Annotated in this window: 15 protein-coding genes; 7 read left to right on the forward strand and 8 right to left on the reverse strand. The window is 62.9% G+C overall.

Translation table 11 applies throughout. The annotated features are described in order from the left end of the window. Positions 1 to 4: 4 nt before the first annotated feature. Positions 5 to 1,633 carry a cation:proton antiporter gene (locus tag AC2ETI_RS24300; protein WP_483634503.1) on the forward strand — a complete coding sequence of 543 codons (1,629 nt, stop codon included), beginning with the start codon at positions 5 to 7 and terminating at the stop codon, positions 1,631 to 1,633. Here the strand turns inward: AC2ETI_RS24300 and AC2ETI_RS24305 are convergent, their stop codons facing one another. Further along, the gene (locus AC2ETI_RS24305) at positions 1,634 to 2,071 is read right to left on the reverse strand and encodes a DUF2867 domain-containing protein (protein ID WP_483634504.1); all 438 of its coding nucleotides are present in this window, start codon (positions 2,069 to 2,071) and stop codon (positions 1,634 to 1,636) included. Positions 2,072 to 2,124: 53 nt separating this feature from the next. On the opposite strand from AC2ETI_RS24305, the gene AC2ETI_RS24310 reads away from it, so the two are divergent. Next, on the forward strand, positions 2,125 to 2,697 hold the full coding sequence (locus AC2ETI_RS24310) for a TetR/AcrR family transcriptional regulator (protein ID WP_483634505.1): 573 nt from the start codon (positions 2,125 to 2,127) through the stop codon (positions 2,695 to 2,697). 179 nt (positions 2,698 to 2,876) lie between these two features. Beyond that, a complete protein-coding gene (locus tag AC2ETI_RS24315) occupies positions 2,877 to 3,005 on the forward strand; it encodes a hypothetical protein (RefSeq protein ID WP_003943237.1) in 129 nt (42 codons plus the stop codon). A 60-nt stretch (positions 3,006 to 3,065) separates the two neighbouring features. On the opposite strand, the gene AC2ETI_RS24320 is transcribed toward AC2ETI_RS24315, so the two are convergent. Continuing rightward, positions 3,066 to 3,950, reverse strand: coding sequence for an NmrA family NAD(P)-binding protein (locus tag AC2ETI_RS24320; protein ID WP_021333327.1), 885 nt, complete (start codon positions 3,948 to 3,950; stop codon positions 3,066 to 3,068). 56 nt (positions 3,951 to 4,006) lie between these two features. On the opposite strand from AC2ETI_RS24320, the gene AC2ETI_RS24325 reads away from it, so the two are divergent. Continuing rightward, on the forward strand, positions 4,007 to 4,333 hold the full coding sequence (locus tag AC2ETI_RS24325) for a winged helix-turn-helix transcriptional regulator (RefSeq protein WP_019745900.1): 327 nt from the start codon (positions 4,007 to 4,009) through the stop codon (positions 4,331 to 4,333). A 7-nt stretch (positions 4,334 to 4,340) separates the two neighbouring features. On the opposite strand, the gene AC2ETI_RS24330 is transcribed toward AC2ETI_RS24325, so the two are convergent. The 6 genes from AC2ETI_RS24330 to AC2ETI_RS24355 form a co-directional block, all read right to left on the reverse strand. After that, positions 4,341 to 5,402 (reverse strand): alpha/beta hydrolase, encoded by a 1,062-nt coding sequence (locus AC2ETI_RS24330; protein ID WP_483634506.1) that lies wholly within the window; start codon positions 5,400 to 5,402, stop codon positions 4,341 to 4,343. A gap of 83 nt (positions 5,403 to 5,485) precedes the next feature. Next, entirely contained in the window at positions 5,486 to 6,955 is a 1,470-nt protein-coding gene (locus AC2ETI_RS24335) for a cellulase family glycosylhydrolase (RefSeq protein WP_069145755.1), read from the reverse strand. Positions 6,956 to 7,035: 80 nt separating this feature from the next. Beyond that, a complete protein-coding gene (locus tag AC2ETI_RS24340; RefSeq protein WP_483634507.1) occupies positions 7,036 to 9,159 on the reverse strand; it encodes a phosphocholine-specific phospholipase C in 2,124 nt (707 codons plus the stop codon). A 104-nt stretch (positions 9,160 to 9,263) separates the two neighbouring features. Next, positions 9,264 to 11,009 carry an Ig-like domain-containing protein gene (locus tag AC2ETI_RS24345; RefSeq protein WP_483634508.1) on the reverse strand — a complete coding sequence of 582 codons (1,746 nt, stop codon included), beginning with the start codon at positions 11,007 to 11,009 and terminating at the stop codon, positions 9,264 to 9,266. 29 nt (positions 11,010 to 11,038) lie between these two features. After that, positions 11,039 to 12,181 (reverse strand): Ig-like domain-containing protein, encoded by a 1,143-nt coding sequence (locus AC2ETI_RS24350; protein ID WP_020909591.1) that lies wholly within the window; start codon positions 12,179 to 12,181, stop codon positions 11,039 to 11,041. Between the two features lie 270 nt (positions 12,182 to 12,451). Beyond that, positions 12,452 to 14,374, reverse strand: coding sequence for an O-acetyl-ADP-ribose deacetylase (locus AC2ETI_RS24355; protein ID WP_483634509.1), 1,923 nt, complete (start codon positions 14,372 to 14,374; stop codon positions 12,452 to 12,454). Between the two features lie 78 nt (positions 14,375 to 14,452). On the opposite strand from AC2ETI_RS24355, the gene AC2ETI_RS24360 reads away from it, so the two are divergent. The 3 genes from AC2ETI_RS24360 (at position 14,453) to AC2ETI_RS24370 (ending at position 16,795) form a co-directional block, all read left to right on the forward strand. Next, entirely contained in the window at positions 14,453 to 15,133 is a 681-nt protein-coding gene (locus AC2ETI_RS24360; RefSeq protein ID WP_003943269.1) for an NUDIX hydrolase, read from the forward strand. 61 nt (positions 15,134 to 15,194) lie between these two features. Further along, positions 15,195 to 16,319: an NAD(P)H-dependent amine dehydrogenase family protein gene (locus AC2ETI_RS24365; RefSeq protein ID WP_483634510.1), complete on the forward strand. Its 1,125-nt coding sequence runs from the start codon at positions 15,195 to 15,197 to the stop codon at positions 16,317 to 16,319. Beyond that, entirely contained in the window at positions 16,316 to 16,795 is a 480-nt protein-coding gene (locus tag AC2ETI_RS24370) for a carboxymuconolactone decarboxylase family protein (RefSeq protein WP_019745891.1), read from the forward strand. The genes AC2ETI_RS24365 and AC2ETI_RS24370 overlap by 4 nt, the downstream gene beginning before the upstream one ends.

Below are 16,795 nucleotides of genomic sequence, written 5' to 3' on the forward strand. Positions count from 1 at the left end.
AACTGTGGATGCTCTGATCATCGTTGTGCTGGGACTACTCGGAATCGTCGCCGCCTCGACGCTCGGGGCGCGGATCGGAGTCGCGGCGCCGCTGATTCTGGTGATGGCCGGGATCGTTGTCAGCCTCCTCCCCTTTGTCCCAGCAGTGGACATCGATCCGGAATGGATTCTCGCGGGTGTGCTTCCGCCGCTGCTGTACTCAGCTTCGGTCTCGATGCCGTCGATGGAGTTTCGGCGTGAATTCGGTGCTATCGGTGGGCTCTCAGTTCTCCTCGTCGTGGTGAGTGCGCTGGTTCTCGGTGTGTTCTTCTCGTGGGTGATACCAGGACTCGGCATCTGGTGGGGCATTGCACTCGGCGCGATCGTGAGCCCGACGGATGCCGTCGCGACGTCCATCGTCAAGAAACTCCCGGTCTCGCCGCGGGTGGTGTCGATCCTCGAAGGCGAAAGCCTGCTCAACGACGCTACCGCTCTGGTCCTGTTGCGTACTGCCATCGCCGGAGCGGCCGCGTCGGTATCGCTGTGGAGTGTGTTGGGCAAGTTCGCTTTTGCCGTCGTCGTGGCCGCGGTCATCGGTGTTGTCGTCGGCAAGGTCAACCTGATGGTTCGTGCCCGTGTCACCGACTCGACGGTCAACACGGTCATCTCGTTCACGGTGCCGTTTCTGGCCGCGATCCCCGCCGAAGAGTTGGGTGCATCGGGGTTGGTTGCTGCCGTCGTGGCTGGGCTCGTCACCGGCTACGACGCTCCTCGGAAGCTTTCGCCGCGTCATCGGTTGTCGGACTCCCAGAACTGGCGCACAGTCGAACTGGTCCTCGAAGGTGCGATCTTCCTGGTGATGGGCCTCGAACTCTCGTCGATAGTCGACGATGTCCGGGTCGACCACGAGGGAATCACCACCGCAGTCTTCGTCGCTGCGGGTGCACTGTTCCTCACGATCTTGGTTCGGGCTCTGTACGTCGCGCCCCTACTGCGAGCACTCCAGGCGCGGGCGAACTTTCGCGAACGCATGAAACCCAGACTCTCCGACATCGCGAATCGTCTCGACAACCCAGAGGATTACCCACCGGACGAAGGGCGGCGTAGTAGGCGCCGGGCGCCTTCGGCGAATCAGATGGAACGGTTCAAGATTCGGGTGCGTCGGACGGTTGCCGATATCGATTACTACCTTACCGCGCCGTTGGGATGGCGTGAAGGGACGATCGTCATCTGGGCCGGTATGCGCGGAGCGGTCACTCTGGCTGCCGCGCAGACTCTTCCGGAAGACACTCCGAGTCGATCGCTTCTGATCTTGGTGGCGTTCCTGGTCGCAGCCGGCTCGTTGATCCTTCAGGGTGGGACGTTGAAGCGCATCGTAGTGGCGGTCGGTCCGGCAGCGCAGGACCTCACCGATTCCGAACTCGACGAACATCGACGTTTGCTCGCTCTACTCGAGGATGCTTCTGCGAGTTTCGTTCCACCCGAGGGGCAGTCGAAGAAGAAGACCCGGCTCGACGTGATCGACGCGCAGCGCCAAGCGCTACTCGACGCGCGGGACGACGGCCTGTTCGACGCACGGATGCTCGGATCGGCACTGGCCGCGCTGGACGCCGATCAGATCAGCCTCGAACTCAAGGGCGGTCCGGACGGTTGATCACGTGCACAGTCTCTTTCGAGCAGACGTCATCATTGCCCGCGTGATCACGCCGTGCAGTACCTGAACTGGTGCGAAGTAGATTCGGCCCGCGCGGTTCTTCAGCTCCACGGCAGTGACGACGTGCAGGAGACCGGCGTCGTTGTCGGACTGAACCGAGGCGACGAATCGTAGGTGTTTCTCGTCCGCCTCGATGAGGGCTTCGCCGTCGGCGATCTTGTCGACGGTAAAGGTGTCCGGGCGTCCCTTGGCGATGCCGAGCAGTCCGACTACCCGCTCCCTGAGCCAGAACATCGCGAGGACTGGTGCGGGGACATTCCTGACGTCGAAGACGGCCTGCGCCCACTCTTCGGAAGTATGGGTCGGAACAGACGGGATGGTGATCGTGGTGGCTTCTGCCCAGTCCGGTGCAGGCATTGCCTTGAATGCGAGTGTCATTTCATCCTCCGTACGGTGCCGTATGGAACTTACCCATACGGTACCGTACGGAGGTGACGAATGCCCGCGCCCGACTCTCCCGCGATCAGTGGATCGATGCTGCTTTCGAGGCTCTGACCAGCCACGGACCAGGTTCCGTCGCTGTGGAGAAGGTGGCACGCACGCTGGGGTCGACCAAGGGTTCCTTCTATTGGCATTTTGCGAACCGTGACGAATTGCTGCAGGCTGCGCTCGATCGATGGGAGGTTCTGGCAACCGAGCGACTGATCTCTTCCGTCGAGGCCTCCGGCGAACCGGCAGAGGTGAGGTTGCGTCGCCTGGTCGACGCGGTCACAACCGGACTGGCCGGTCGCCGTGCGGAGTTGGAACTGCTTGCCGGGATCGACCATCCTGTGGTTTCGGCGGCGGTTCGACGTGTCACCGAGCGTCGAGTCGCCTACATCGTGACGTTGTTGGTCGATCTGGGGATGGACAGGCAGAAAGCGGAACATCGTGGCGTACTTGCCTATTCGATGTACCTGGGGCAGATGCAATTGGTGCACAGTGCGCCAGATGTGGTTCCTGGCAGCGGTGCGGACGCTCACGCGCTCGCCGACGAGTTCGTGAGCATGGTTCTGGCCAGGTAAGTCCGCCATCGAATGCAGCGTGATCTGCGCATCACCCTGCGCTTTCAGGTGAGGGACCACACATTGCGCGTAACCCATAGTTACAGATACTTTGAGGTCAGCTGAAGTGGGGTGCCGGATATGTCGGCATTTCCCGGAGGCGCAAAACCGTTTCACGACAGGAAGAAAGGTGACTCACCATGAGCGTTGTGCTTATTTCGTTGCTGGTCGCCGCTGGACTCACTGTGCTGGCCACCAGTGACGGTGCCGGTCTGGACTTCGGGAGTCGGCAGCTGAACCGCCAGTTGAAGACCCGCACGCACCGGTAACCCCGGAAATCGGCCGACTCCACGCGATACTTCGCGGAGCCGGCCTTTTGCGTTGTCCGGTCAGTTCACCCCGAGGTCTGCCAGCCAGGCCCGCGTGCTGCGGGCAGTGATACCCAAGGCAGCAGTAGAACCCGTCGCGGAGTCGAACGCGACGCTGTCGGCAGATTCGAGTCCCGTGTAGAGCTGGGAAACCCCGGCTGCTGCACCCGCTCCGATGATCGGCGCAATCGATGCACCGAAGGCATCGGGTGTCACGGCTTCGAAAGTTACCGCGCGCGAGAAGTGTTCGGCGAATGCCTCGGCCAATTCGATACCGGTGATCGCCGGAATCTGTCCGATGTCGACCGCGTCCGGTGCTACGTCGAGAGTCAGGGCCGCGACGGCTGCATCAGCGACGTCGAGATGTGAACTCCATGCGACCGCGAGATCGGCACGCAGTGGGTAACGCAGGACGCCTTCGTCTTTCACTCCCGACAGCACAGTGGGCAGAAGAAGATTCTCGAGGAACAAACGTGGGGTCAGAACGGTCACCGCGATGCCTTCGGCGCGAAGTCCGTCGACGAGCTCGGAGAGAACGGGTGTGTTGGGACCGGCAAGCGGCGAAGTAGCGTCGCCGATCACCGTGCCGCTGGTAGAGATCACGAACCGCGAAGGGCGCGCCGCTCTCGCTGCAGCCAGAACGTTGTGGGCATAACCAGCTAGCGTCTCGGTGTCTCCGGCGAGTGGCAGGTGAAAGAACACCCCGTCCGCCCCGCGATAAGCGTCGGCGAGAGAGTCGACTGACGCATTGTCCGCGACGACGGTGTTCGCACCCTTGAACGTCTGGTCAGGGTTACGGGTAATTGCTCGGACTTCGGCCCCTGCCGATCCGGCGAGAGCCGCGACCAATCCTGCGAGAACGGGAGAGCCCTGTGCGCCGGTGGCGCCATGCACTGTGTAAGTCATGACGCCTATAGTTCACATCGGGAACCAGTTACTTCAAGTGAACTAATGGGGAATCGATGAGTGAATCAGGTCACGTGCTTCCGGAGTGCGGCGTCGCGCGCTTCCTGCTGGTCCTGGACGGGCCGTGGGCAACGCTGATCGTTCGTGAGCTCACGCACGGCCCCATGCGCTTCACGGAACTACGACGCGCTTTGCCCGGCATCAGTCCAAGGACACTGTCGGCCAGGCTCAAACGTTTCGAGGAGTTCGATCTGGTGACCCGGACTGCTTACGCCGAGGTGCCGCCGCGAGTGGAGTACGAACTCACCGCGACGGGGATGGAACTGCGCTCCGTGCTCGAAGCGATGGTCGAGTGGGCGGATCTGGCACTCCCCGTTTCCTGACGTGCCCTCAGTGCGGGCCCGAAAGTCCAACTCGCAGAGCGCCACAGGCCTCGAACATCGCGTCTTGTCCGGTGTGGCCGACGCCGGTGGTGTTGACGAAGGCATGGATCAAACCGCTGTGGCGCCTCAGTGCGACCGGGACTCCGGCCTCTCGCAGCCGGTTCGCATACGCTTCGCCCTCGTCGCGTAGTGGGTCGAAACCGGCGACCGCAACGTACGCGGGCGGTAGGCCGGCCAGGTCCGGAGCGAGCAGCGGTGAGACTCGCGGGTCGAGAGCCGAAGTGCCGCCCGACAGGTAATGGGCTGCATACCAGTCGAGTTGGGCGTCGGTGAGAAAGAAGTCGGTGCCGAACATCTTGTGCGACGGGCGCTTCGACGAAAGGTCCACCCAGGGAAAGAAGAGCAGTTGGAATGCGGGTTTGACGTCGTCTTCGGTCGTGGACTGCGCGACGACGGCAGCCAGGTTCCCGCCGGCGCTGTCTCCGCCCACTGCAATGGATTTCGGATCGGCGCCCAGTTCCGCGGCATGTTCGACGCAGTACCGGAATGCGGCGACGGCGTCGTCGATCCCGGCGGGAAAGGGGAACTCCGGTGCCAGCCGGTAGTCCACCGACAGCACACTGACCTCACCGTGGCGGGCCAGGAAGCGGCACACACTGTCGCCGCTCTCGAGGCTGCCGAGGACGAACCCGCCGCCGTGGAAGTACACCAAAAGTGGAGCGGGCGTAGAGACCCCGGCCGGGCGATACAGCCGAGCGGAAATCGCGTGGTCTCCGGCCGGGATCTCGAGGTCGCGAACCGTTTCGATGTCGATGGGCGTACCGCCGAACAGTCGCGATTCGGCGTCGATCTGAGCTCGTCCCTCTTCGACCGGAAGATGCTCGAAGCTCGTACCTTCCACTGCCGAGAGCAATCGCAGTGCAAGCTGGATCTCGGGGTGCAGAGTCTGTCCGTCGATCTCCTTCGGCTTGCCACCGAGAATGCGCTGCGCGCCGGTCGGTAAGGCGCCAACGACATCGAGCACCACCCGCGCAACACGATCTTGGACAGACATCTTCTCCGTGGACATACTCGCCTTCCGTCGGCTGATCACCCGTCGCTTGTACGTTACGAAAGAACTGGACAAATATCCAGGAACTTCGACGCTCGCGATCAGCTTGCCGGCGTCACCGTGACTGTGACGGGGCCCGCGTCGTCCGCGGTTTCCACTGTGAGAAGCCGGCTTTGGGGGTTCCAGTTCACGATGTCGGCGCCTGCGACGTCGACGCCGCCGGGAAAGCCGCTCTCGGGTAGGTAGATCTCGGTCGGTGCCGTCACCGCGGGGTTCGGGGTGAACGTCAACTGAAGGCGGTCGACGCTCGAGGACCATTCGGTGGGTGTGCCCGCGACGGCACGCGGATACGGCTTGTTCAGGGTGTCGACGAGGAGTGTCTGTGTTCCGTCCGGCAGGTACGGGCCCCAAGGCCCGGGATCACTGGACCAGTACGAGACGCCCGCGCCGAGTTCTCGGGCGGTCGTGTAGACGCGGTCGATGTAGTCGGTTGCGCCGGGCAGTGTTGTGTCGAGCCCGAATTCGCCGAGAATGACCGGGACGCCGCCGAGTACGTTTCCGGCGATGTGTTCGACGCTGTCGCGCCAGGTGTCGATGGTCGCGTCGGTGAGTGTGCGTGAGAGGCCGGAGTATCCGTCACCGAGGTCGAGGGGCAGTGGGTACAGGTGTGGGCAGTAGGCGATTCGCTGTTCGCCGGCTCGCGGGTCGTTGATCTTCGTCAGTCCGCTGGGGACACCTTGGTTGACGCCGACGGCCTGCGGGGCCACGCACACCCAGCTGTCCTGATCAACTTCCCTGATGGCGTTGGTGGTTCGCTGATACAGGGCAGCGAGGGGCCCACCTTCGAATGCGGGGCCTTGGAGGGAACCGCCCCACGGCTCGTTCATCAGGTCGTATGCCACGACGGTGTCATTGCCTGCGAAACGTTCGGCCACCGCCTGCCATGCGTTCGCGTAGTGCTCGACCAGTTCGGGGTGTTGGCCGGTGGTGTTCCAGAAGTTGTCGAATGCGCGCATCACGCCGGGTTGGATGTAGTACAGCTCCCAGCGGTCTTGAGGGCTGACCGGAAGGCCGTCCATGTATGTCGCCCAGGCCGGTGCGCCGTTGCCGATGTTGCCGGCGCCGTTGCCGCTGTTGCCCTCTGGTGTGATCGCGCCGGAATAGACGTCTTGATGCATGTCGAGCATGACCTTGTATCCGCGCTCGGCATACCAGCTGACCCGGTCCTCGACGCGGTCGAGATACTCCTGGTCGTACTGTCCTGGTTCCGGTTCGACCGAACGCCAGGAGATCAGGAACCGCACGAAATTTGTTCCCATGTCGGCATGTTCGCGCTCGAGGTCGGCTTCGGTGAACTTCGGCATGCCGTCGGGTGCGCTTTTTGCGCTCGACGCCGTGTTGAACCCTCGCAGGATCAAGGAGCGGCCGGCGTCGTCGGTCAGGTACGACGGCGACATCGAAGTGCCACCGGCGCTCCCCGACGTGGGCAGGCTGCCCTGAGCCGCGGCAATGCCGCCGCCCAGTATCAGTGAGCCCGCGACTATCAGTGCTGAGAGCGGGATACGGCGCACGGAAACTCCTCCTGGATGTGTGGATGGATTGGCTTGTCCGACTGGGGATTCAGATCTGGTCTTGATCACTCGGTGTCGATTCACGTCGGTTGGCTTACGCTGGTACGCCCGTTTTCGATGTGTCCGACGAGCACGCGCTTGAATTCAGGATCTTCGTCGACCGTCACGGTGGCCTGATACCAGCCGTCCGCCGACGCCACCGCCCACCGGCCGCGTGCGCCGGCAGCGAGCTTCCGTCGGTCCCCGTCGACGTCGACGGAGAGTGCACGACTTCCGGAATTGTTCGCGGTCAGTACAAGCGCGCGCGACCCTGCGTCGATGGTTGTCGAGACGTCGAGCGAGGCTGCCGCACTGTCTGTAGCTCCACTGAACTCGCGCCTGAAACCATTGGGACCCAACAGGGTCAGGCTGTAGACGCGATCACTGAGCGCAACGGTGTCATCGATCTCGCCCAGGAGGTCGTAATGCCGTGGCTCGTCGAACTCACCTGCGTACGGGTACAAGGCCAGGTGAGTTGATGCGGCACCGGCATTGACCAGATGGACCGTCAACGAGCCGGTTTCCGGGTTCACCGTCGTGTAGGCGTCGGGCTGATAGGGAAGGGCCCGTGCTGGTCGAGTGCCGCTTTCCTGCAGGGGCATTCTCTGTTCGGTGGGTGGGGTCGGTGTCCACCGCGGTTCCAGAGGCGGAGTGGGCTGCGGGCGCGCCAAAGTCGGTCGGCTACGCGGGTTGGCGAAGTCGAACGCCGACGTCAGGTCGCCACTCACCGTGCGTCGCCACGGGTCGATTTCCGGCTGCGTGATTCCGAACCGCTTCTCCAGGAATTGCGTGACGGACGTGTGGTCGAACACTTGTGAACAAACGAAACCGCCAACAGTCCACGGCGAGATGATCGTCATCGGCACCCTCGGGCCGAGGCCGAGCGGCTGATTGCCGACCCATTCGGTTTCGACCGAGCGCGGCGGTCGAGGTGGCGGTACATGGTCGAAGTACCCGTCGTTCTCGTCGAAGTTGACGATCACGGCCGTCTTCGCCCACAGATCGGGATCGGAGGCGACGGCGTCGAGCACTTGATAGAGCAGTGTTGCGCTCGCCGCAGGTGACGATCCCGATGGGTGCTCTGAATCCACTTCGGACGGAACGAGATAACTGACTTGCGGCAGTCGGCCCGACTCGACGTCTTTCCTGAACTCGGCGGCCAGTGTGCCGGGCCGGGATCGGTACAGTGCGCGATCGTAGAGTTGGCGATCAGCAGGCGACAGTTGGTCTGCAGCATTCTCGAGGGCCAGTACCGCTGCGTCCTGGACCGGCGCCGGCATCGACGGCAGGGCGAGATAGAACCCGGCCAAGGTCTGCAGTTCGTAGGGGAGCAGGCTTGGCCGACCAAGCAGCCCTGCCGCCACTTTCTTGAAGGCAGTGAAGTATTCGAGGTTGTTGTCTCCGAAGTTGTCCCACTCTTGGTAGGTCTTCCAGGAAATGCCGGCGGACTGCAACCGCTCGGGAACCGTCGTCCATCCGTAGCCGGCGTGCCAGGGGTTGTAGGCCGCATTGGTTACAGCTCTTCCCTCGGGGCCGGGCGGATCCGAAGGCAGGACGGACTCGGTTGGATTCGGCGAAAGTGGCTCGTATCCGGTGTATCCAGAGACCCAATAGTTCCGGTTGGGGCTCGTCGACGTCGGAACGGAGCAGTGGTAGGCGTCGCAGATCGTGAACGAGTCCGCCAGTTCGTAATGAAAGGGAATGTCTTGCCGGTCGTAGTACGCCATCGTCGTACCGGTCTTTGCCGCAATCCAACCGTCGTGCCAGCCGTCGGCGAGTGCGGCATGTCCGCCCGCCCAGCTGTGATCCAGCCCGGTGACGTTCTGGGTGTCCATGCTTTGTGCCGCAGCGGAATCGCGGATGGGGAAGGGGAGCACCGGACCGGTAGGTCCGGGTTGTTCGAAGACGCTTTGGCCGCTGCGTAGACGCAACGCATTCGGATCCCCGAAGCCGCGAACACCCCTCAGAGCGCCGTAGTAGTGGTCGAAAGATCTGTTCTCCTGCATGACGAGGACAACATGCTCGATCGAATCGAGCCCGCCGGAGTTTGCGGGTGTCGCCAGTGCACGTTGAAGCGACGGCGGCAGAAGGGAAGCGGCGGCGACTGCAGTCGCACCGACCCCGGCGGCGAGAAACGACCGTCGAGAAAAGGAATTCCTGGACACTTGTGCTCCATCGATCAATCAATCAGTGCTATGGCTACGGCCGCGACATGCTGTTGCCGCTGCTCCGAATCGGTGCAGCGGCAACAGTGTCGAGAGAAATGCGATCAGGAACCGAAGAGACCGCCCAGCGAACCGAGGCTGCCCGAGCCGCCGTTTCCGCCATCATCAGGCGCAGCAGAAACCTTTACGACGGATTCGTCCGACGCAGACTGCGTGAATCCGCTTCGCCCGGCGTATGCCGCCTTGATCGGATGGTCGCCCGTCGATGCGAAAGTGTGCGTCAGTCGCGCCACACCATCGACTCCGACGACAACGGGTTGTCCGATGGGTTGGTCACCGTCGAAGAACTGAACCGAACCCCCGCCCGGATTAGGACTGACCGTTGCGGAAAGTTCTGCCGCGACATTCTGCTTGGCCGTCGCGGGAGCTGCCAGTGAGGTCGAGGTGGTGACATCGGACGGCGCAGGATCAGACACGGTGACCGTTTGGGCCGATGCCATCGACGGCATGAATCCTGTTGCGCCGGAGTAGTAGGCCGACACTGCATGAGATCCGGCCGAGGTGAATGCGTGTTCCAGAGTGGCTTTTCCGTCAGCGCCCACCGGGATCGGGGCACCGATATTTGCAGCGCCATCCTTGAACTGGAGAGTGCCACCAGTGGGGGTCGGCGTGACCTGCGCCCTCAGCGACACCGATACGCCCGTCTTTGCATCGGTAGGAACGTTCACGGCAGTGTCGGTCTGCTTGACGACAGGTGCGGCAGTCACCGTGACCATCGCCTCTGTCGAGTTGGAACTCTGGAATCCGTTGACTCCCTGGAACGTTGCGGAGACCCGCGCGGTTCCGGCGGTGAAGAAGGTATGCGGTAGCCGGGCAGTGCCGTCGGCACCGGGCGTGACAGGTGTACCGACGTCAGCGCCGTCCACCCTGAACTGCACGTTTCCGTTGACCGGAGCCGGATCCACCTTTGCGACAAGCTCTGTCGGTGTGCTGGCTTGGATCGAGTCGGGCATCTGGATTGTGGTGGTTGTCGGTTGGCTGACGTAGATGGTGGTCAGGGCCTGCCCACCGGCGTTGAGGCCGGAGTTCCTGTTGTCCCGCGGGGAGCAGTTGTAGCGCTCCCAGTAGTTGACTGTGAAGACATCCTTCTCGCGCTGGACGAATGTGAGCGCATTTCGGTCGTCGTCGTAGTTGGCGGAGCCGGGATCGGAAACTCGCAGCGAAGGCTTGATCTCGCTACCAGCCGCACCGGCTTTGACTGTGACGTCGACTGCGGGGAGTCGGAACTTGGTGTTGGCACCGACGATGATACCGTCACTCGATCGAACCGCGGAGGACGGACCGTTTCCGATGGTCCGATTCGATCCGGAGATACGCAGGTGCGTACCGGATGCCGATGGATTACCGCCGTCGTCGATCTGTGTGACTGTTGGAGTGGCACTGTCGGATCCGAGGCCGTACGCACTGTCCGCCACAAGCTGGGAACTCACGAATTCGACGCCCGACGGGATGTCGAAGTCGTACTTGATCCGGGCCCAATGCACGACTCCACGGCTGGCATGGCCGCCGCTGTTTGCCTTCATCTCGTTCGGCTGCACGCGGTAGGTGACGGTCTCACCTGGTGCCGCGGTGGTCGGTGCGGTGATGGTGACCCCCGAGCCGAGCGTCTCGTTGAATGTGATCGGACTTGCCGCACCGTCCATCTCGCGCACATGGCATGCAGTTGTGAAGGCCACACTCTTGGTCTCGGGGGCAGCAGAGGCGGTCCCGCCGCCGACGATGGAGAACAACCCGCCTGCCAGTACCGAGACGGTTGCAATCGCAGAGCCGCGTAGGAGTTTCGAGTTCATCGACGAATCCTGGTTTCTGTTCACAGTTTTCACGACCCGAATCCGGGGGTACCAAGGCTGCCGAGGCTACCGGTGCCAGGCTCGGGCTCGGACGGTTCGACCACGTTGATCGTCACGGCGCCCGACATCGATTCCATGAAACCGGCAGATCCCGTGTAGTACGCCGTGATGTTGTGGTCGCCCGCTGTTGTCATCGTGCGGTTGGCCTTCGCGACGCCGTTGACGACGGCCACCGGAGCGCCGAGGTCGACCCCTCCGTCACGGAACTGCACTGTTCCTCCCGACGGCCACGGAGTGACCGTTGCCGTCAGCTCCACGGAGTCACCGACGACAGCTTTACCGGGTGCGTCGATTCGCGTCTGTGTCTGAGCGAGGCTGGAGTCGACATTGATCACGGCGAGCGGCTGGCCGCCTGCGTTCAATCCGGCCGAACGATTGTCGCGTGGTGAGCAATTGGTGGTCAGCCAGTATTTGACGCCACCGAGCAGTGTCTCCTGTTGCAGGAAAGTCAGGTAGTTGGCGGCACTGTCGTAGGAACCGGAGTTGGTGTCGGAAACGCGGAGCATGGGCTTGATCTGGGTTCCCACAGCCCCTGACGTGACGGTGACGTCGACTGCCGGGAGCTGGAACGTCTTTCCTCCACCGACCTCGATTCCGCCGCCGCCGTTGTCGTCGGTGTTGGGTCCGTTGCCCGCCGTGATGTTGTTGCCGGAGATACGAAGATGCGTCCCATTCGGATCGGGTGAACCGGCATCGTTCACCCGCGTGATCGTCGGGGCGACCCCACCCAGATTCGAGCTGGTGCCGGCCACGATCTGCGCCCCCACGTAGGAGGTGCCTGCAGGGATGTCGAAATCGAACTTGAGACGCGTCCAGTTCACGACGGACCTGAGGTCGTAGCCGTCATTGGGCACCGTCATCGGCTTGGGGGCGAGTCGGTAGGTGAAGGTCGAGTTCGGCGGAACCACGGTCGGGGCACTGATCGTGACGCCGGAATCACGCGTCTCGTTGTGTGTGATCGGACCGGGGAACTGCCACCCGTGACACGATGCCGTGAACGGAAGGTTCACATCAGCGGCGGATGAAACTCCCGCTCCGCCGACGACCAGGGCAACGCATCCGGTCAAGGATGCGGCCACCCCTACTCCTCGGCGCATCAACGTCGACACCATTCACATTCTCCTTGAGTAGCGCTCGAAAAGATCGAGCTCTCGGCTTGAAGCCGGGTCCGGGAACCGGCCTCGAGCTGACAGAGAAGCGAATACGTCTTCGTCGTTTGCTCACCACCAGCTCAAACCCTGGAGAGGAGTAGAACACAGAGCGAGCCGCGAAATATGCGATTCGGACAAATTGTTGGACAAACGTCCAACCGGCGAAATTTCTCCACTTCTCTGACCGCTCTGCACTGCTTTGACGTGGCGTGAAGTGGGCCCGGTAAACGGTCAGGCGATCGCGCGGCGCATCAGTTCTGCCGTCTCCTTGTTGAATGCGACCAGTGTGACCGTCTCGACCTCGGTCTTCGCCGCGCGAATCGCTGAAACGGCCTGTCGGACCGCATCTTCCTTCGGCCAGCCGTAAACCCCTGCCGAGATCAACGGAAAGGCGACGGTTCGTGCGCCGATCGAGTCGGCAACGGCGAGACTGCGGGTGTACGCCGACCGAAGCAATCCGGATCGGTCCTCGGAGCGCGAATACCTCGGGCCGACGGTGTGAATCACGGCCTTGGCGTGGAGCTTTCCCGCGGTGGTGGCCACGGCCGCACCCACCGGGAGGCCGTCGGGAAGGCTGGTGTTGCGCAATACCTCGCAGGCCTTCAGGATCTCCGGTCCTCCGGCTCGGTGGATCGCGCCGTCGACACCGCCACCGCCGAGGAGCCTGGAGTTGGCCGCATTGACGATGGCGTCGACGGTCAGCGTCGTGATGTCACCTTCGACGACGGTAATAGCGGGCATGGATCCTCCTGTGTTTCCGACGGCTGTGTTTCCGACTGCCGTGTTCCAGAGTTCACGCTTCGGGCGAGCCCACGGCATAGCCGAGCGTACGTCGTAGGGATCACGTCCGATCAACATCGAGTATCGCGCCGCAACCGACGGTGTGCGACTGTGCGCCTGAACGCAATGAAGGAGTACGCGCTTTCCCTCGGCCCGCAACGCCTGGACGGTGCGCGCTGCGTCGTCGAGAACGAACTCGAGGTTGGCGTTGGAATCGTGACCGTCATCGACCAACCAGAACTCGACGTGATCGGAGCTGACCCGCCGTGTTCCCATGCGGCACAGGCTGACCACGGCGTCGTAGTCCGCAGTGGACACTGCATCGACGCCGCCGAGCATCACGCCGTCGTCATGCGGATGCGTGGTCAGGTGGTGGGTTCCGCGGAATTTCGAGTAATCGAGTTCTGCCGTCGACGGCCATCCGTTCTTGTCGTCGGTACCGCCGCGAGCAGTCTTGATCGCCAGGCGAACCAGATCGGAGGAACGGTATCCCGGCCAGCCGTGCATGATTCGGCGCCAGCGGGCGGGAATCGCCGACGCTCCCCAACGGGCGCCGAGAAGGCCACCCGCGATGGCCGCCGTCGTGTCGGTGTCCCCGCCGGCTCGTACGGCTGCTTCCAATGCGTACTGGAGGTGGCGAGCGTCGGCATTGTCCGTGGAAGTGATGGCCCACCAAGCAGTCTGAAGTGCATGCACCACCCAACCGTTCTTGGAGAAGTCCTGCGGGTTCCCGGTTTCGGCCTGATCGAGCAGCGGGCCCCAGTATTCGGCGACGTCCTGATCGGCAACGGAGAGGAAGCTGCGAACACCGTCGAAGTTGCCGGCGACAACGGCATGGCGGATGGCATGGGTCCACAACTCGCACGCCTGTCCGGCACGCGGGTCGTCGTGCGTGAGTGAACTGATCCGGTGCGCTGCCGACCTGGCACCTTCTGCATCGTCCAAGTAGGAGAGGGCGACGGGAGCAGTCCGCATGAGCGAGCCGTTGCCGGCCTTGCGGCCGCTGATCGCCCGCGCACGATCCGCCATCGCCGCTGCGCTTTCGGAGCGGACGGACAACACTGCTCGCGTCTGGTTGCCGATGTCCGCGGGCTTCGAGTCGTACCACCGGATGAACTGTGCTGCAATGGCATCGAGGCCGTCAGAGCTTCCGATGTCGATTCCGGTCGCGGCCACCTCGGCGATCGCAACTGCCATCGAGGTGTCGTCGGTCCATTCTCCCGGCGCCCAGTCGAACGGGCCGCCACCGATCATGTCGATCGTGACCTCGGCCTTCGGGTAGGTGAATTCGTAGCCGGCGCCGAGTGCGTCTCCTGCTGCGGTGCCGAGCAGAACGCCGGCCGCTCGATCGGACTGCTGTGCGGTGAGTTTCATAGCCACCTCTTCGGTTCGCGATGATCGTTTGATCAACTTTGCGCTAACTATAGATCATGTTTGAGATAACATGCAAGGGTGAATAAATGGACAGACACGAGTGGCAAGGGATTGACGGACTATCCGCGTCCGTCTGTGGCAGTGGACGTCGCGGTGCTGACGTACAGCGGTGGATCTCTGAAAGTTCTGGTGGTTCGGCACCGTCTCGGTGCGCTGGCGCTACCGGGAACGTTTCTGCACGAACGCGAATTGCTCACGGCCGCAGCCGATCGTGCCCTGTCGGTCAAGGCCGAGTTGGCCCAGACGAGCTTTCACCAGTTGGCGATCTTCGACCGACCGGACCGCGACGACCGTGGATGGGTTTTGTCGGTCGCACACACGGCTTGCCTACCGGAATCGGCGCTGCCCGATTCGGCGCTTCTCGTCGATGTGTACGACGACGAGGCAGTGAGCGGACTCGCATTCGATCACGCCGACATGGTGCGACTCGCGGTCACGGACCTACGCACGAGGTATGCGTCGTACGTGGATCCGGACGGATTGTCGGGCGGGACGTTCACCGTCGCCGAACTTCGGGGACTGTACGAGGTGATCTTCGATCGTCCGTTCCAGAAGGACAGCTTCCGCCGGCAGGTGTTCGACGCGCTCGAAAGTACCGGCGAGATGAGCAGGCCAGGTAACGGCCGACCCGCCGAGACGTACCGGAGGCGGGGTGACGGTGCACTGACTGCGCAGGCAATGGCATTTTTGACCGGATGAAGTGAAACGAATTCTTGCAGTTCTGCTGACCTGACGCGCTGAGCTGGGTAATGTCCGATTGATGGGTGCAGTTTCGAATGAAGCCGAGTCCAAGATTCCGACTGTCGTGTGGGGTACCGGCAACGTCGGGCGTGCATCGATTCGCGCTGTGACAGCCAATCCTGCCCTCGAACTTGTCGGCGTCATCGTTGCCAACCCTGCAAAGGTCGGGCGAGACGCCGGTGACCTCGCGGATCTGGGAGTGCACCTGGGCGTCGCGGCTACCGACGACGCCGATGCCGTGCTCGCAGCGTCCCCCGGCGCGGTGGTCTACGCGGCGTCCGGCGACATTCGGCCCGACGACGCGGTTGCCGACATCACGCGGGCGCTGGCCGCCGGAGCTGTAGTGGTCACGCCGTCGGTATATGCGCTGTACGACCCGAAATCTGCGCCTCCCGAACTTCGTGATCCCGTTGAAGCTGCTGCCAAGGCGGGCGGCGGCGCTCTGTTCGTCTCCGGTATCGACCCAGGTTGGGGCAACGACATCCTGCCGATTCTCGTCAGCGGGCTCGCGGGGACAATCGACCAGATCCGGTGTCAGGAAATCTTCGACTACACGACCTACGAACAGCCGGATTCTGTCCGCTACCTGATCGGGATGGGTCAGCCGATGGACTACGAACCTCCGATGGTCGGGCCCAGTGTTCCCACCATGGTCTGGGGCGGGCAGATTCGACTCATCGCCCGAGCGCTCGGGGTGGAACTCGACGAGATCCGCGAGACCTTGCTGCGCCGCCCGCTCGAGGAAACCGTGTCGACCGAACATATGGGGGAGTTCGCGGCCGGCACCCAAGGCGCACTGCGATTCGAGGTTCAGGGAATCGTCGGCGGGGAACCCTTGATCGTGATCGAACACGTCACGCGTATTCATCCGTCCTGTGCCCGCGACTGGCCGCTCCCGCCCGACGGAGGCGACGGCGCGCACAAGGTGATCGTCGAAGGGCGACCACGAATCGAGATCAACGTCGAAGCCACCGATGAAGGTGGAAACCGCGCGGCCGGTGGAAATGCCACGGCCGTAGGACGTCTCGTCAACGCAATTCCGTGGCTACGTCAGGCCGAACCCGGCCTCTACGACGCGCTGGACGTTCCGCTCACACCCGGCGTCGGCAAGCTCGGTGCCCGAAACTCGGAGGTACTCACATGAATATCGACATACCCGAAGGTAAGAACCCGATCGGCTACGTGTGGGGAGAGATGGTCCCCGGCATCGGGCCCGCGGCCGCCGGGTTCTCCCAAAAGGTTTACACGGACGGCACTCTCGGACTCCGCGAGTTCGAGGCGGCCAGGCTTCGGATCGCTCAGATCAACGGGTGCATCTTCTGTCAGGACTGGCGCACCGAGCGTGACGGCGAGACTGTGGAGTCGACATTCGATCAGGCTGTCACCGACTGGCGCACCACAGATGCCTTCGACGACAGGACACGCCTCGCTGCCGAATACGCCGAGAGATACGCCCTCGACCACCACGGGCTCGACGACGAGTTCTGGGAACGCATGACAGCTCACTACTCCCAGCGAGAAATCGTCGAGTTGAGCATGTGCCTCGGATCGTGGTTGGCTTTCGGCCGGCTCAACCACGTCCTCGGCCTCGACACTCAATGTGTGTTGCCCGGCAACTGA

The organism is Rhodococcus sp. MurmanLake-1 (assembly GCF_056945715.1).

Coding starts and splice junctions, on each gene's coding strand:
- AC2ETI_RS24305 (WP_483634504.1), bottom strand. CDS start 2,071: ATGACACTCGCATTCAAGGCAATGCCTGCACCGGACTGGGCAGAAGCC.
- AC2ETI_RS24315 (WP_003943237.1), top strand. CDS start 2,877: ATGAGCGTTGTGCTTATTTCGTTGCTGGTCGCCGCTGGACTCACTGTG.
- AC2ETI_RS24320 (WP_021333327.1), bottom strand. CDS start 3,950: ATGACTTACACAGTGCATGGCGCCACCGGCGCACAGGGCTCTCCCGTT.
- AC2ETI_RS24325 (WP_019745900.1), top strand. CDS start 4,007: ATGAGTGAATCAGGTCACGTGCTTCCGGAGTGCGGCGTCGCGCGCTTC.
- AC2ETI_RS24330 (WP_483634506.1), bottom strand. CDS start 5,402: ATGTCCACGGAGAAGATGTCTGTCCAAGATCGTGTTGCGCGGGTGGTG.
- AC2ETI_RS24345 (WP_483634508.1), bottom strand. CDS start 11,009: ATGAACTCGAAACTCCTACGCGGCTCTGCGATTGCAACCGTCTCGGTA.
- AC2ETI_RS24350 (WP_020909591.1), bottom strand. CDS start 12,181: ATGGTGTCGACGTTGATGCGCCGAGGAGTAGGGGTGGCCGCATCCTTG.
- AC2ETI_RS24355 (WP_483634509.1), bottom strand. CDS start 14,374: ATGAAACTCACCGCACAGCAGTCCGATCGAGCGGCCGGCGTTCTGCTC.
- AC2ETI_RS24365 (WP_483634510.1), top strand. CDS start 15,195: ATGGGTGCAGTTTCGAATGAAGCCGAGTCCAAGATTCCGACTGTCGTG.
- AC2ETI_RS24370 (WP_019745891.1), top strand. CDS start 16,316: ATGAATATCGACATACCCGAAGGTAAGAACCCGATCGGCTACGTGTGG.